18 protein-coding genes and 1 tRNA gene are annotated in these 13389 nt (G+C 71.2%); 3 read left to right on the top strand and 16 right to left on the bottom strand.

All coding sequences use genetic code 11. From position 1 onward, the window contains the following. Positions 1-45 precede the first annotated feature (45 nt). The 5 genes from EUA93_RS10465 to EUA93_RS10445 are packed head-to-tail and all read right to left on the bottom strand — an operon-like array spanning position 46 to position 4795. Positions 46-849, bottom strand: a complete 804-nt coding sequence (locus EUA93_RS10465) for a carbohydrate ABC transporter permease (protein WP_129400078.1) — start codon at positions 847-849, stop codon at positions 46-48. Continuing rightward, entirely contained in the window at positions 846-1724 is an 879-nt protein-coding gene (locus tag EUA93_RS10460; protein WP_129400077.1) for a carbohydrate ABC transporter permease, read from the bottom strand. Before EUA93_RS10460 ends, EUA93_RS10465 begins: the two co-directional genes overlap by 4 nt. Then, complete coding sequence (locus EUA93_RS10455; RefSeq protein ID WP_129400076.1) at positions 1721-3013, bottom strand: ABC transporter substrate-binding protein; 1293 nt, start codon at positions 3011-3013, stop codon at positions 1721-1723. Before EUA93_RS10455 ends, EUA93_RS10460 begins: the two co-directional genes overlap by 4 nt. Before the next feature lies 1 nt (position 3014). Next, complete coding sequence (locus EUA93_RS10450) at positions 3015-3851, bottom strand: SDR family NAD(P)-dependent oxidoreductase (protein ID WP_165355123.1); 837 nt, start codon at positions 3849-3851, stop codon at positions 3015-3017. Further along, positions 3848-4795 carry an SDR family NAD(P)-dependent oxidoreductase gene (locus EUA93_RS10445; protein ID WP_129400074.1) on the bottom strand — a complete coding sequence of 316 codons (948 nt, stop codon included), beginning with the start codon at positions 4793-4795 and terminating at the stop codon, positions 3848-3850. Before EUA93_RS10445 ends, EUA93_RS10450 begins: the two co-directional genes overlap by 4 nt. Positions 4796-4881: 86 nt before the next feature. Between EUA93_RS10445 and EUA93_RS10440 the strand changes: the two genes are divergently transcribed. Beyond that, on the top strand, positions 4882-5739 hold the full coding sequence (locus EUA93_RS10440) for a MerR family transcriptional regulator (protein WP_129400073.1): 858 nt from the start codon (positions 4882-4884) through the stop codon (positions 5737-5739). 112 nt (positions 5740-5851) lie between these two features. Continuing rightward, a complete protein-coding gene (locus EUA93_RS10435; RefSeq protein ID WP_129400072.1) occupies positions 5852-6346 on the top strand; it encodes a pyridoxamine 5'-phosphate oxidase family protein in 495 nt (164 codons plus the stop codon). 280 nt (positions 6347-6626) lie between these two features. Here EUA93_RS10435 and EUA93_RS10430 read toward each other — a convergent pair whose 3' ends face one another. The 7 genes from EUA93_RS10430 to EUA93_RS10400 form a co-directional block, all read right to left on the bottom strand. After that, positions 6627-6800 (bottom strand): CsbD family protein, encoded by a 174-nt coding sequence (locus EUA93_RS10430; protein ID WP_129400071.1) that lies wholly within the window; start codon positions 6798-6800, stop codon positions 6627-6629. Positions 6801-6885: 85 nt separating this feature from the next. Next, positions 6886-7467: a hypothetical protein gene (locus EUA93_RS10425; protein ID WP_129400070.1), complete on the bottom strand. Its 582-nt coding sequence runs from the start codon at positions 7465-7467 to the stop codon at positions 6886-6888. Between the two features lie 9 nt (positions 7468-7476). Next, a complete protein-coding gene (locus tag EUA93_RS10420; RefSeq protein WP_129400069.1) occupies positions 7477-8130 on the bottom strand; it encodes an Asp23/Gls24 family envelope stress response protein in 654 nt (217 codons plus the stop codon). Positions 8131-8191: 61 nt separating this feature from the next. Next, positions 8192-8548 (bottom strand): Asp23/Gls24 family envelope stress response protein, encoded by a 357-nt coding sequence (locus EUA93_RS10415; protein WP_207208657.1) that lies wholly within the window; start codon positions 8546-8548, stop codon positions 8192-8194. Positions 8549-8552: 4 nt separating this feature from the next. Further along, positions 8553-8732, bottom strand: coding sequence for a hypothetical protein (locus EUA93_RS10410; protein WP_129400067.1), 180 nt, complete (start codon positions 8730-8732; stop codon positions 8553-8555). 114 nt (positions 8733-8846) lie between these two features. Next, entirely contained in the window at positions 8847-9152 is a 306-nt protein-coding gene (locus tag EUA93_RS10405; RefSeq protein ID WP_129400066.1) for a hypothetical protein, read from the bottom strand. Further along, positions 9149-9601 (bottom strand): Asp23/Gls24 family envelope stress response protein, encoded by a 453-nt coding sequence (locus EUA93_RS10400; RefSeq protein ID WP_129400065.1) that lies wholly within the window; start codon positions 9599-9601, stop codon positions 9149-9151. Before EUA93_RS10400 ends, EUA93_RS10405 begins: the two co-directional genes overlap by 4 nt. A 432-nt stretch (positions 9602-10033) precedes the next feature. Between EUA93_RS10400 and EUA93_RS10395 the strand changes: the two genes are divergently transcribed. Continuing rightward, on the top strand, positions 10034-10660 hold the full coding sequence (locus EUA93_RS10395) for a sigma-70 family RNA polymerase sigma factor (RefSeq protein ID WP_338036346.1): 627 nt from the start codon (positions 10034-10036) through the stop codon (positions 10658-10660). Between the two features lie 31 nt (positions 10661-10691). Here the strand turns inward: EUA93_RS10395 and EUA93_RS10390 are convergent, their stop codons facing one another. The 4 genes from EUA93_RS10390 to EUA93_RS10375 all read right to left on the bottom strand — a co-directional run bounded on the left by EUA93_RS10390 (position 10692) and on the right by EUA93_RS10375 (position 13387). Further along, entirely contained in the window at positions 10692-11354 is a 663-nt protein-coding gene (locus tag EUA93_RS10390) for a PAS and ANTAR domain-containing protein (RefSeq protein ID WP_129400063.1), read from the bottom strand. Between the two features lie 200 nt (positions 11355-11554). After that, positions 11555-11627, bottom strand: a tRNA-Ala gene (locus tag EUA93_RS10385). Positions 11628-11809: 182 nt separating this feature from the next. Continuing rightward, positions 11810-12715: a divisome protein SepX/GlpR gene (gene sepX, locus EUA93_RS10380; RefSeq protein WP_129400062.1), complete on the bottom strand. Its 906-nt coding sequence runs from the start codon at positions 12713-12715 to the stop codon at positions 11810-11812. 60 nt (positions 12716-12775) lie between these two features. Continuing rightward, entirely contained in the window at positions 12776-13387 is a 612-nt protein-coding gene (locus EUA93_RS10375; protein WP_207208655.1) for a GNAT family N-acetyltransferase, read from the bottom strand. Positions 13388-13389: the final 2 nt, after the last annotated feature.

The following is a 13389-nucleotide window of genomic DNA, read 5'->3' as shown; positions in this document are numbered from 1 at the left end:
CGCGACCCCGGGGGCGCCACGCCCCGGCCCACGCCCCGCCGCCCGTCAGCGCAGGCCGCTGGACGTGAAGCCCTGCACGAAGAACCGCTGGAAGATCACGAACAGCACCAGCATCGGCGCGACGTTGACCAGCGCGTACGCCATCGTCGCGGTGTAGTCGGGCCCGTACTGGCCCTGGAGGTAGAGCAGGCCGATCGGCAGGGTGAACAGCTCGTTGTCCTTGAGGGCGATCAACGGCCAGGCGAAGTCGTTCCACGACGACAGCAGGCTCATGAAGAACAGCACGGCGACGAGCGGCTTGGCGTTGGGCAGGACGATGCGGCTGAAGGTCCGCCACTCCCCTGCCCCGTCGAGCCGGGCCGCGTCGAGCAGGTCACGAGGGATCCCCAGGAAGAACTGGCGCGCCAGGAACATCCCGAGCGCCGAGGCCGAGGTGGGCAGGATGACCGCCCAGTAGGTGCCGTAGAGCTGCAGCTCGGTGACGAGTCGGAACAGCGCCACCATGATGACCTGGACCGGCAGCACGAGCGTGCCGAGTGCGAGCACGAAGAGCGGGCTCGCCCCGCGGAAGCGCAGGTGCGCGAAGGCGTACCCGGCCATCAGGTTCGTGACCACCGTCAGGACGGCCACCGACAAGGAGACGGCCACGGAGTTGCCGAACCAGGTCCCGACCGGGAACGCCTCCAGCACGCGGCGGAAGTTGTCGGTGGTCAGGTCGCTGGGCAGGACGCCGACGCGACCACCCAGCAGGTCGCGGCGGCTCGAGAGCGCGACGACGACCATCCAGTACAGGGGGAACACGAGGACGAGGGCGACGACCGAGGCGGCGACGGTCCGGAGGAGCTTCATGCCTCACCGTCCCGTCCGCGGTTGAGGCGCCACTGGAGCGTCGTGAAGGCGAGGGTCGCGACCAGCAGCACCATGCCGACGGCCGCGGCGTAGCCCTGGTCGCGCTGGGTGAAGCCCTGCTCGTAGGCGTAGGTCACCAGCACCGAGGTCGAGTCCTCGGGACCGCCGCCGGTGAGGACGAAGACGAGGTCGAACACCTGGAAGGAGTAGATGACGTTGATGATGACGAGGAAGAAGGTCGCGGGTCGCAGCGCGGGGATGGTGACGTGCCTGAGCCGCTGCACCCACGACGCGCCGTCGAGCATCGCCGACTCGTGCAGCTGCGGGTCGGTGCCCTGCAGGGCCGTGAGGTAGATGAGCATGTTGAAGCCGACCCGCCACCACAGCGTCACGAGCACCACGGATGCGAACGCCCACGGACCGTCGGACTGCCAGGCCGGCTCCGAGAGGCCGAAGGACGCGAGGATGCTGTTGAGGACCCCGGTGTTCTCGTCGAAGAACAGCAGCCCCACGAGCGCCGTGGCCACCCCGGAGACCGCCATGGGCAGGATCAGCACGGTGCGGAAGAGCGGTCGCGCCGGCAGCGCCGCGTCGAGGAGCAGGGCCGCGGCGAGCCCGAGACCGATCGACAACGGCGTGACGACCACCGTGAACACCAGGGTGTTGAGGCTGGCCCGCCAGAACCGGGAGTCGCCGAGCAGCCGCGCGTAGTTGTCGAGGCCGATCCACGCACCCTGGCCGAACCCGTCGGTGCTCTGGAAGCTGATCACGACCGCCCACGCGAGCGGGAGGAAGACGAACAGTCCCAGCAGGAGTGCCGTCGGCGCGACGAAGGCGTACGCCGCGCGGGCCTCGACCCGAGCCGCCTGCCTCATCCGGCCGTTGCCTCCCCGATCCCCGAGGCGAGGCCGCGGATCGTGGCCTCCGTGCCCTGACCGCCGACGAAGGCTGCTTCAAGCTGGTCCTGCAGGACGGTGATGATGCTCGCCATCGAGGGCGAGGCGACCTGTCCGGAGTCCTGGGCCTGGACGGTGCTCGCCTGACCGACGAACACCGGCGACAGCTCGGGTCGGACCGCGAACTCGATGCCGCCCTCGACCAGGTCGGCGCGGGTCGGCAGGAGCGAGGCGCCCGCGCAGAACTGGCGCATCTGCTCGGCCTGGGTGACGTGGTCGAAGAACGCCGCGACGAGCTCGGGGTCGGCGTCGCGGGTGGCGACGAGCGCGTTGCCGCCGAAGTCGCCGCCGGCGCGGACGTTGCGCGGGGAGTACGTCGCCCCCCACTCGAAGTCGACCGTCGCCTCGGTGTCGGGCACCAGGAAGGCTCCGCCGAAGGTCATCGCCACGGTCTCGCCGTACCAGAGGTCGGCTGCGTAGGTGGTGGCCTTCACCGACGAGTTCGGCGGCACGAGGCGGTCCGGGAAGAACCGTTGGGTGAACTCCACCGCGGCTCGACCTGCGTCGGAGTCGATCGCGGGGGTGAGGAGGTCGTCCTCGAGGAACCGGCCGTCGGCCTCGAAGAGCCAGCTCAGCCACCGCGTGACGCCGTTGCCCTGCCAGTTGTAGGCGAAGGGGAACTTGTCGTCGGGAAGCGACCTGCGCAGCCGCCTGGCCACCTCGTCGAACTGGTCCCAGGTCCATGCCTCGTCGAGAGCCGTGGGCACCGCGTCGATGCCGGCCGTCTCCAGCGCCTGCTTGTTGTAGAGGATCACCGAGGTGTCGGTGTGGTGCGGGACGCCGAACGGCGAGCCGCCGTTCTGCACGGCCGCCCAGGCCTGGGGGGTGAAGCGGTCGGAGAAGCCGCTGTCGAGGTGGTCGGTGAGGTCGAGCAGCTGGCCCGCGCCCGCGTAGGCGCCGAACGAGTAGTACGGCACCCGGAACACGTCGGGTGCGTTGCCGGCCTGGATCTGGGCGTCGACGTTGGTGAACATCTGCTCGTAGGGCACCGCGTTCAGCTGCACGCTGGTTCCGGGGTTGGCCTTCTCGAAGGAGTCGATGGCGGACCGGAATCCGGCGAGCTCGCTCTCGGTGCCCCAGGTCGTGAAGGTGAGCGTGCGCGACCCGGTGGAGTCGTCGCTCGACCGCGTGAACCCGCATCCCGCGAGGGCTGCGGCGCCCGCCGCGGCGGAGGAGTAGGTGAGCAGGTGGCGGCGCGTGAGGTGCATGTCAGCCTTTCTGGGCTTCGGTGTCGGGACGGCGGTGCGAGACGGCCCGGAAGACCGGACCCACGAGGCGCCGCCAGGCGAACGGGACGAAGTTGTGCGCCCAGATGAGCGCGAAGTTGGCCAGCGCCGTCTGCGACTCCGCGCGTGGCGAGCGCAGCTGCCGGTAGACGACCCTGGCCGCCCGCTCCGGGCTGATCACGGGCGGCGGCGGCGCGTTCACCGCGCCGGCCGAGTCGAGGGCGTTGTCGTAGATGGGCGTGTCGACGCTGCCGGGTGCGACGTGGGCGATGTGCACGTGCGGCAGGTCGTCGTTCTCCAGCGCGAGCTGCTTGGCCAGCGCGCGCACGCCCCACTTCGAGACGACGTAGGGCGTCATGTCGGGGACGGTGACGTGCCCGAGGAGCGAGCCCACCAGGACGAGCACGCCGTGCTCCTGCTCGCGGAAGACGCGCACCACGTGTCGCGCGAGGATCGCCGAGCCCAGCAGGTTGGTCGTGATGACCGCGGTGAAGTCGTCCGGCGTGACCTCCTCGGCCCGCCCGTAGGTCACCACCCCGGCACAGTGGAAGACGGCATCGAGGTGTCCGTGGCGTGCCACGGCCAGCTGGACGACCTCTGCCACGCGCGCGTCGTCCGAGACGTCGGCGACGGCGACCGACGCGGAGGCGGCACCCACCGCCACGCACTCCGTCACGAGGTCCTGCAGCTCGGAGACGCTGCGGGCCAGCACCGTGACGTGGTCCCCGTGACGGGCCGCCTCGAGGGCGGTGGCCCGGCCGATCCCGCTCGAGGCCCCGGTGACCAGCACGACCTGGGCCTGGTCGACGGTCCGCGTCACCGGTCGCCTCCCCTGCGGCGCCAGCGCGGACGTCCACCCGCGCTGCGCCGTCGGCCGGACGGTGTCCACCCGCCCGACTCCGCCTCCCGCTCGGGGAACGCGATGATGGTGTTGCCGCTGTGGTCTGCCACGGCCGGTCCGCGCAGCACGACGCGTCGTACGAGGGGTGCCGCCAGCCGGTCGTAGAGCGGCGCACCCAGCCGGAACGCAGCGACCGCGGGTCGGTTCACGGGACCCACCTCCACGTGCCGGCGTGGCTTGTCCAGGCAGTCGACGACGGCGCGGGCGACCCGGGCGGCGCTCACCACCGGCGGCGGCGCGGAGCCGGCGCTGCCGGCGTAGGACGCGGCCTGGTCGTAGATCGGCGTGTCCACCGCACCGGGCGACACGAGGCAGACGTGGATCCTGCGCTCACGCCGGAGCTCCATCTGCAGCGCGCGGACCAGTCCGAGCTGTCCCCACTTGGCGGCGTTGTAGGCACCCATCTCGGGGACCGCGATGCGGGCCAGGAGCGAGCTGACCACGACGAGGTTGCCGTGGCCCTGCTGGCGGAAGACCGGGAGCACCGCGCGCACGAGGTGCGCCGTCCCCTGGATGGCGGTGCTCACGACCGCGTCGAGGACCTCGACCGGGACCTCGTCGACCTTCCCGTAGGCCATCACCTGTGCGGTGGTGACCACGGCGTCGAGACGGCCGAACCTCGCCATCACCTGGTCCACCGCCGCCGCCACCGAGGGACCGTCCGTCAGGTCGAGCGGCACCAGCATCGGCTCACCCGGCAGGGCGGCTGCCGCGCGCGCCAGGGCGCGGTCGTCGCGGGCCGCGATCGCCACACGGACGTCGCGGTCGTCCGCGGACAGCAGGGACGCGGTGGCCAGGCCGATGCCGGAGGTTCCTCCGACGACGAGCACCACGGGAGACGCCGAGGCCACGTGCAGCACCACCCTCGACCCCTTCCCCTACTTGGACATGTCGCCGAAGTTCGGTTGCCCATACTTCAACATGCTGATGAAGCACTAGCATCGTGGCCATGGCGCCCCCGCACCTCACCCCTGCAGAGGGGCGCTCCTCCCACGACCCGGCCCCGGCCCTGCTCTCCATCGGGGAGCTTGCCGCGCTGTCCGGGGTCGGGGCGACCACGCTCCGGTCGTGGGAGCAGCGGTTCGGGTTCCCGACGCCGGTGCGCACCAGCGGTGGGCAGCGGCGCTACCACGCGGCCGACCTCGACCGGGTCCGTCGAGTGGTCGAGGCGCGGGAGCGGGGGCTCAGGTTGGGCGCTGCCGTCGAGCTCGCCGAGCTCGCGGGCCAGGAGGGTCAGCAGTCGCTGTACGCCGACCTGCGTGCGTCCCACCCCCACGTCCAGCCGATCACGCTCGGCATCAAGGTGATGAAGGCCCTCACGTGGTCCATCGAGGACGAGTGCCTGGCCCACGCCTCACGCCCGCAGCTCTTCGGCTGCTTCCAGGACGAGCGGTCCTTCCGGCTGGCGGGCCGGCGCTGGCGGGAGCTCTCACGCTCGGCGAGCTCGGCCACCGCCTTCTCGAGCTTCGACCGGTCCGATCCGGCCGCGACCCCGGCCCGCGTCGCCCTGCCGCGGGACTCGCCCATGCTCAACGAGTGGTTCCTGGTCTGCGCCGACCGGCAGATGAGCGTCGTGCTGTCGGCGTGGGAGCCACCGCGCACCGGTGCCGACGACGCCCGACGCTTCGAGGTGCTGCTCAGCCTCGAGCCCGACGTGGTCCGGGATGCCGCGCGGTTCTGCAGCGACACGGCGCAGCGCCTCGGGGTGAGGCTGCCGGCGCCCGGCGCCGACGTCTCCGGGCTGGACGAGGATCCGCGCCGCTCCGCGTCGCTGCTGCGGCGCTTCGCGACGTACGCCGACTCCTGACACCGCACCTCCCGGCAGTGCTCGCGCAGTGTTTGCGGCAGTGTTCATCGGGGTGGTCACAGGGTGGGTCGTCGTTGGTTGACTCGAGGGACATCGACGAACGGAGCAGGTCATGGCAGGGAACCAGGACGATCGCGGCAAGGTCATCGAGCTCATCGGCCGGGCGGAGTCGGCGATGCTGACGACGATGACGGCGGACGGGGACCACGTCAGCCGGCCGATGGCCGTGCAGGAGGCCGAGTTCGACGGCGACCTGTGGTTCTTCACCTACGACGACTCCGACAAGGTGCAGCAGATCTCGGCGCACCCTCGGGTCAACGTCTCGCTGTCCAACGACAAGAAGAGCGAGTGGACGTCGATCGCCGGGACGGCCGAGGTCGTGCACGACCGGGCCAAGGCCGAGGAGCTGTGGGCCAAGCCGCTCGAGACGTGGTTCCCCGACGGCCTCGACACCCCCGGTCTCTGCCTGCTGAAGGTGCACGGCGAGACCGCCGAGTACTGGGACGCGGCCACCAGCAAGGCACGCCAGCTCCTCGGCATGGTCAAGGCGATCCGCAACGACGACCCTGACGAGTTCCCGGCCGAGAACCGCACCGTCGACCTGTGAGCGCCTGACGGCCCGGCGACCGCCGCCCCGGGGCGGCTAGGCGCTGCGGCTGCGGTTCTGCTCGTTCAGCTTCTTCTTGGCCGCGGAAGTCCCACCAGCGCGAGCAGCTTCCAGACTGCCCATCCGAGCAGTGCGAACAGGTTTCGCTTGGTGCGAGCCATGGGTGTTCTCCGTCCTACTTGTTCGTGGCGGCGCGGACGCGCCGTCGTGCGGTCGGTGCCGACGCGCGGGTGCGGCGGCCGGATGGGGCCGGTCCGCCGCACACCGCACGCGGTGGGCACTACTTCTTGAAGGCGTCCTTGACGTCCTCGCCGGCCGACTTGATGTCGGACTTCGTCTGGTCGGCCTTGCCCTCGGCCTTCAGGCTGTCGTTGTCGGTCGTCTCGCCGACGACCTCCTTGGCCTTGCCCACGAGGTCCTCGGCGGCGTTCTTGGCCTTGTCTGCCAGTCCCATCTGCTTCTCCTTCTTCTGGGTCGGGTGGTGCGGTGGTGCCTACCCCGGCGATCTGCCGGGGAAGTCGATGCGTGCCGTGGGTGCGTCAGCGGGCGCGCGGGAGCGCGCGCCCGCGGGAGGCGACCCGGAACTGCACGCTGCAGTGCAGGTCGTCGCGTCCGAGGGCACCTGCGAGCTGCGCCGACACCTCGTCGGCTCGGCGAGCCAGGAGCGCGAGGTCGGCGTCGGGTTCGATGACGGCACTGAGGGTGGCGACGAGCTGACCTCGGTCGCGTACGACGGCGCCCCGGGCCGATCGGACGCCGACGGTGGTCGCGAGGGCGTCAGCGGCGGCGTCGGCCACCTTGGAGCCGGCCACGTCGAGTCGGCCCGTGGCGTCGGACCCCCCGAGGACGAGGTGCTTCACGCGCGACCTGGTCAGGTGCGCGGCGATCCACCGGATCCCGACCAGGGCCAGGACGATGCCGACCAGCGCGGCGACCCATGCGAACCATGAGTCGTCGACCACCTGGGCCACCTGGCTCGTGTCGCTGGTGGCGAGCGGCTGGTGGCCGTTGATCGTCGCTCCGCTCCACCACCAGATGGATGCGGCGCCGCCGAGGACCAGCACGAGCGCCAGGAGGAAGGTCGCGGTGCGGTCGATGAGGAGTGTCTTGCGAGTCGTCATGGCAGTTCCTCAGATTCCGTCGTTCCGGATGGTGACCGCGAGCCGCGGCTTCCGTTCCAGTGCGTCGAGCGCGGGGCCGACGCGTGAGTCGATGTCGTCCTTGACCTGGCCGTTGCGGTCCTTGGCAGCCACGGAGTCCGCGGTGATGCGCACCTTGCGGCGGGTGGCCTTCACCCGGACGTCGGCAAGGGTGTCGGCACCCTGGAGGGCTGATTCGAGGACGTCTGCGAGGTCACGAGGACGCAGGTGCACGCCGGTGTTGGCCCTCAGCGCGAGGCCCTTCCGGGGCCGGCGCCTGAAGACGATGGGCAGCAGCAGCAGCCCCAGCGCCACCGCGACGATCCCCGACACGAGGACCAGGGCGGAGTCACCCGCGATGCCGTCACCGGCCTCGACGGCCGAGGAGATCCATGCCCGGTCCCTGACGACGTCCAGGGACACGAGGAGTGTCTGGACCCCCACGACTCCCAACCCGATGAAGGCGAGCGCGATCAGCTGGGCGACGAGCGGCGAGGCCCCGGTCCCCACCGGGGGCTTGGCGGCGCGCAACGCATCGTCAGCGCCGACGGCCGGCGCGGGGGGAGCCGCGACGCGCGACGTCGCGGTCGGGTCCACCTGGGCGTCTGCGGTGTCGCGGGTGGGGATGTCGGGTGTGGTGGTCATCGGTTCTTCCTTCTCCTGGTGCTCCTGGTGGGTCGCCGTCGCGGATCGGCTCGTGGGCGGGCTAGTGCACCCGGGCCTCGGTGGCCTCGAGGTGCACCACGTCGGCCACCGTGACGTCGACCCGCGTGACGGTGACGCCGGTGATGTCGGAGACCTGTCGGCTCACGTGCTCGCGCACCTGGGCGGCGACCTGGGCCAACGGCGTGGGCCAGGTCGCGGCCACCTCGACGGTGATTCGCGACGTGCCGCCCGCCACGACGGCCTCGGCGTGCGGCAGGCCCTTGCGCACCAGCTTGGTCCAGCCCGTGCGCGTGTCGATGACGGCCTCGATCTCGGACGTCGCGATGGAGGCGACGCGCTCGACGACCTTGTCGGCGATCACGGTGCGGCCGCGGTCGGCCGCGGGCGCGGTGGCCACGGCGTCAGCCACGGTCGCGCCGCCCCACGAGGGCGGAGAGGTCGACCTCTCCGTCGAAGTGTCCGCCGATCAGGTATCCGGCAGCACCCAGGACGAGGGCGATCAGGAATCCGGCGAACCCGCCGGCCGCGGCGGCGATCGCCAGCAGCAGGCCGGCGATGAGGCCGATGGTGGAAGTAGTCATGGTGTGCTCCTTGTCGGTGGACCCGATGACCGGGTCCGTCGTGGTGTCTGAATGGCTGGACGGCGTCCCGGGCGGGACGTCCCAGATCGGGGCGAGCAGGCTTCGCCGGTCGCGTCAGCCCCGTGGTGCGGGCGTGACGTCCTCGACGACCACCTCGACAGGCCCCCCGAGCAGGGTCGAGACGGTGTCGCGGACCTGACCGGCCACGGCCAGCACGTCGGAGCCCATCGCCACGGTCACGTGCACCTGGCTCGTGGCACCCAGCCGGATCCCGCTGACCCGCCGACCCGGCAGGTAGGTCCCCACCTCACCGAACGCGCCACCGTGCAGACCCGAGACCCCCGGCACCGCGAGCACGGCAGCAGCCACCAGGTCGGCAGTCGCGCCGTCACCCCCGGCCGGGACGTCGGGTCCGGTCACTGGACCCGCGGCTCGCTGACGGTGGCACCGGCCTCGGCGCCGTCGTCGTCGGACTCGATGTGGACGTCCTGGACCTCGATGTTGACCTCCACCACGTGCAGGCCCACCATCCGCTCCACCGCAGCGATCACGTTGCTACGGATCCCCGCAGCCAGGTCAGCGATCGCCACCCCGTACTCGGCGACCAGCTGGATGTCGATAGCGGCCTCCTTCTCGCCCACCTCGACCGAGATGCCCTGCGAGTGGTTGGTCGAGCTGCCCGGGATCCGCTCACGGATCGCACCCACCGCACGCGCCGTACCGCCACCCAGGGCGTAGACACCGGAGACCTCCTTGGTCGCCAGACCCGCGATCTTCGACACCACGGTGTCCGCGATCGTCGTACGACCCTGGGTCGAGTCCAGCTCGCCCGCCGAGACGGCCGTCTTCTCGATGCTCTTCTCGCTCACGTGATCAGTCCTTCTTCCTTGTTCGGTGTTCGGTGTTCGGTGTTCGTCGTCATTGCCCGCGCTCGGATCGTCCGTGGATCCGGCGGGGCCGGTGCTCGGTTGTCGTGCACCGTTCGAGAGTGAGACGAGGGCTGGTGCGCGATCGTCACGCCGATGTGACACAGGCCACGCCGACGCTTCGGGTCGGCCGGCGAGAGTGGCCCAGGTCACATCACGCCGGGCGTGACGATCGGTGCCCGCACCACGTCGTACATCCCCGGGGGCTGAAAGTGCGTCGCGACGGCAGGTGGCTCAGGGACACCCGGCCGTCGCGACGCATTCCCCCAGACACCCCTAGAGGTGGCAAAGTCGTCGAAACGCACAGCGTGCGTTCCAGCGCCGCTAGCCTCGGCAGCATCAAGCTCTCAAGCCATGGGGCCTTGACCGCGAGTCATGACTCGACGGAGCACCACCATGCCCCCTCCCGCACCAGCACCCCGCCCTGCCAGACACCGCACCGAGGACCCTGTCGCGCTGCGGCTCCGGCGAGCAGCAACAGGCGACCAGGAAGCGTTCGCTGAGCTCTACGACCTCATGTCCAGCCGGGTGCACGGGCTGGTCCTGCGCGTGCTGCGCGACCACCACCACGCCGAGGACGTCACCCAGGACGTGTTCGTCGAGGTCTGGCGCAAGTCAGCCAGCTTCGACCCCCTCCGCGGCTCGGCCCAGGGCTGGATCCTGGCCATGGCCCACCACCGCGCCGTCGATCGCGTCCGGTCGCACACCGCTCTCCAGCGCCGGGACGCCACGTGGCACCACGACCAGGACAGCGCCACGTCGCTCGACTCGACGGCCGACCTGGCCGGAGCGCACCTCGATGCCCTGGTGGTGCGCGAGGCCATGGCCCTCCTGCCGGCACCGCAGCGGCAGGCGCTCGAGCTGGCCTACCTGGACGGGCACACGTACAGCACCGTGGCGCGGCTGATGCAGGCTCCTGTGGGCACGACCAAGACGAGGATCAGGACCGCGCTGCGCAGCCTCGGGTCCCAGCTGCACGACCCGGACCTGATCACCGCCTGAGCCGTCGCGCAGACGCCGGGGAACAGCCTCGTCAAACTGTCGTGGGCCGCCTCGTCGAGACGTCCCCGCCCGCCCGAGCCTTCCGGACGAGTCGCTCCAGGATCCCGGCGACCCCGTCGCCCGCGCTCCCGTCGGCCGACTCGAGCAGCGTCTGGGCGATGTCGGCGACCTTGCGGTTGGCGAGCTGCGAGCACAGCCGCAGCCGCTCGAACGCCTCGTCGGCGGTGCAGTCCTCGGCCAGCATGATCATGCCCTTGGCCTGCTCGATGACCGGGGCGGCCACTGCCTTCCTGGTGAGGGCGTCCTCGACGTCGGCCTGGGTCTCGTCGCGACGCACCTGCGTCAGGTCGATGTAGTACCCCTGGATCTCGACCGTCCGGCCCTCGGCGTCGAGGAGCGACTTGCCCACGCTCACCACGGAGAGGACCTTCTTGTTCCGGTCCACGATGCGGTGGTAGCAGCTGTAGGTCCCGCCCTCACGGATCACGGCAGCGAAGACACCGGCGGCTCGCTCCCGGTCGCCGGGGTGCTTGTGGTGCATCAGCGCACCGGTCGTGGCCGGGATCTCTCGCGGCGCGTAGCCGTGGAGCTCGTAGAGGGCGTCCGACCAGTCCCACCGGTCACCGGCGACGTCGTAGGCGAAGGGGGCGACGATGCCGGGCGAGCGCTCGCCCGGGAAGGAATGGATGTCCACGGGCAGTCCGCGTCTTTCTCGTCATGACCAGCTGCCCGTGACCGACGACGGGCGTGGGCCAAGGATACCTGTCTCCCGGCGGGCGGCGACGTGCAGAAGCCCGGGTGGAACGGACGTGCGCCGAGCGCCTGAAAACGACGAGGGCCGCGCCTGCCTCCCTCGTCGGGATGGCGGGCACGGCCCGGTCCGGTGCTTCTCGGTGGAGCTGAGGGGATTCGAACCCCTGACCTTCTCATTGCGAACGAGACGCGCTACCAACTGCGCCACAGCCCCTCCACGCCTCACGGCGCGTCGCAAAGATACACGAGCCGTCGGCGCCGTTCCCAATCGACCCGATGAAGGTCCACCCGTGTGCGCTGACCTTCATCCGGCGCTGGGCGTGGGCCGGCCGACCAGGCCCCGGACTTCCACCCAGGCGGGTGGAATTCCACCGGACCCGGGGAGGGAGCGAAGGATCAGGCGCCGCTGGCGCGACGGCTCTCGTCGCTGGCGCGGGCCGCCTTGGCGGACTTCTCGGCGGAGCGCGCGATGGCGGAGTCCTCGTCGTTGCGACCGCTCGACCAGACGCCGGTCGAGTCCAGGTCGATCGTCGAGACGGTACGACGGCTCGCCGCCGGCTTGCTGACGTAGGTCGGGAGCGTCGTGGGGACCATGTCCCAGCCTCCCGCGACAGGCTCGGCGACCGGCTTAGCTACCGGCTGCTCGACGGGGGCCTCGACGACGGGCGAGTCGACGACGGGCGTCTCGACGGGGATCCGCGGGGACCCGGGGGTCACCGGGATCTCGCCGGTGAGGTCGAGGTCGTCCTGGTCGGGAGCCTCGTCGACCCGCGGCGGCGCACCGACCTCGATCGCGGAGCGACCCGCGCGCTCGGCGCGGACCGACACGCGGCAGGCGACGAGCCAGGCCACGAGGAGGGCGACGGGTCCGGCGACCCACGGCCAGGTGATGACGGAGAACGAGGCGAGGCCGACGACGACCACGTTGACGAGCAGGACCAGGGCGAGCACGTTGCGGCGGCGCTTCGCGGCACGTCGCGCGGACGCGCGCAGGTCGGCCGGCCGGGCGGCTGGTCGGGTCACCGGGCGGGAGGCCGGGCGAGCGGACGCCATGACCGGCTCGGGCTCGACGTGCTTCTTGGTCTCGACCGGCGGGCGGAGCGCGGCGCGGATCGGCGAGACGACCAGGCGCGCGTTGCGGCGGTCGACGGGCTCGCGACGGGCCAGCACACGCATCGTGTGGGAGAACTTGTCGACCGAGCGGCTGCGGACGACCTCGTCGTGGTGCTTGAGGGCCTTGGGGATCAGGTAGACGGCCCACGCCACGGCAAGGGCGACGAAGATGAGAGCGCTCAGGTCCACGACCCGAGCGTAGGAGCGCGGAGCACGAGCGAGGCGGATGTCAAGTGGTGTGTCGCAGAACTACTGGTGTGACTGATGTGTCGAGAGCCTCGCCAGGATGCCTCGCGGCACCTCCTCGACCGTCACTGCGAAGATCCGGTGGTCGCGCCACTCGCCGTCGATGTGGAGGAAGCGGGGGGCGTAACCGACCTGCTCGAGGCCGAGCTTCTCCACCACCCGCAGGGAGTTCGAGTTCTCCGGCCGCACGCAGATCTCGACGCGGTGCAGGCCGACCGAGCCGAAGCAGTGGTCGATCGCCAGCGCCACCGCGCGCGGCGCGACACCACGGCCGGCGACCTCGGCGGCGACCCAGTAGCCGATCGAGGCCCACTGCGCCGATCCCCTGGCCACGTTGCTCACCGTCACCTGCCCGGCGAACCTGCCGTCGACCTCGATGACGAACGGCAGGCAGGCGCCCTGCCGCGCCTGCTGCAGCAGCGACTTCGTCACCAGCTTGTACGACGACGGGCGGGGCGCCGACCCCGGCGGCACGGTCGCGTCCCACGGCCGCAGCCAGTCGTGGTTGCGCTGGCGCACGGCCTGCCACTCGTCGGCGTCGGACTTGCGCAGCGAGCGCAGGACCACGCCCTCGGACTCCAGGTGCGCGGGCCAGCCGGGAGAGGTCCCCGGCAAGG

The organism is Nocardioides oleivorans, from assembly GCF_004137255.1.
In the GTDB taxonomy this organism is placed as follows: Bacteria; Actinomycetota; Actinomycetes; order Propionibacteriales; family Nocardioidaceae; genus Nocardioides; species Nocardioides oleivorans.
This window is presented reverse-complemented; position numbering and strand designations above follow the sequence as displayed.

What these genes read in the sequence shown, in the direction of transcription:
- EUA93_RS10460 (WP_129400077.1), bottom strand. Translation starts at nt 1,724, where the DNA reads ATGAGGCAGGCGGCTCGGGTCGAGGCCCGCGCGGCGTACGCCTTCGTC.
- EUA93_RS10420 (WP_129400069.1), bottom strand. Translation starts at nt 8,130, where the DNA reads ATGACCACCACACCCGACATCCCCACCCGCGACACCGCAGACGCCCAG.
- EUA93_RS10455 (WP_129400076.1), bottom strand. Translation starts at nt 3,013, where the DNA reads ATGCACCTCACGCGCCGCCACCTGCTCACCTACTCCTCCGCCGCGGCG.
- EUA93_RS10425 (WP_129400070.1), bottom strand. Translation starts at nt 7,467, where the DNA reads ATGACGACTCGCAAGACACTCCTCATCGACCGCACCGCGACCTTCCTC.
- EUA93_RS10465 (WP_129400078.1), bottom strand. Translation starts at nt 849, where the DNA reads ATGAAGCTCCTCCGGACCGTCGCCGCCTCGGTCGTCGCCCTCGTCCTC.
- EUA93_RS10395 (WP_338036346.1), top strand. Translation starts at nt 10,034, where the DNA reads ATGACTCGACGGAGCACCACCATGCCCCCTCCCGCACCAGCACCCCGC.
- EUA93_RS10430 (WP_129400071.1), bottom strand. Translation starts at nt 6,800, where the DNA reads ATGGGACTGGCAGACAAGGCCAAGAACGCCGCCGAGGACCTCGTGGGC.
- EUA93_RS10435 (WP_129400072.1), top strand. Translation starts at nt 5,852, where the DNA reads ATGGCAGGGAACCAGGACGATCGCGGCAAGGTCATCGAGCTCATCGGC.
- EUA93_RS10440 (WP_129400073.1), top strand. Translation starts at nt 4,882, where the DNA reads ATGGCGCCCCCGCACCTCACCCCTGCAGAGGGGCGCTCCTCCCACGAC.
- EUA93_RS10410 (WP_129400067.1), bottom strand. Translation starts at nt 8,732, where the DNA reads ATGACTACTTCCACCATCGGCCTCATCGCCGGCCTGCTGCTGGCGATC.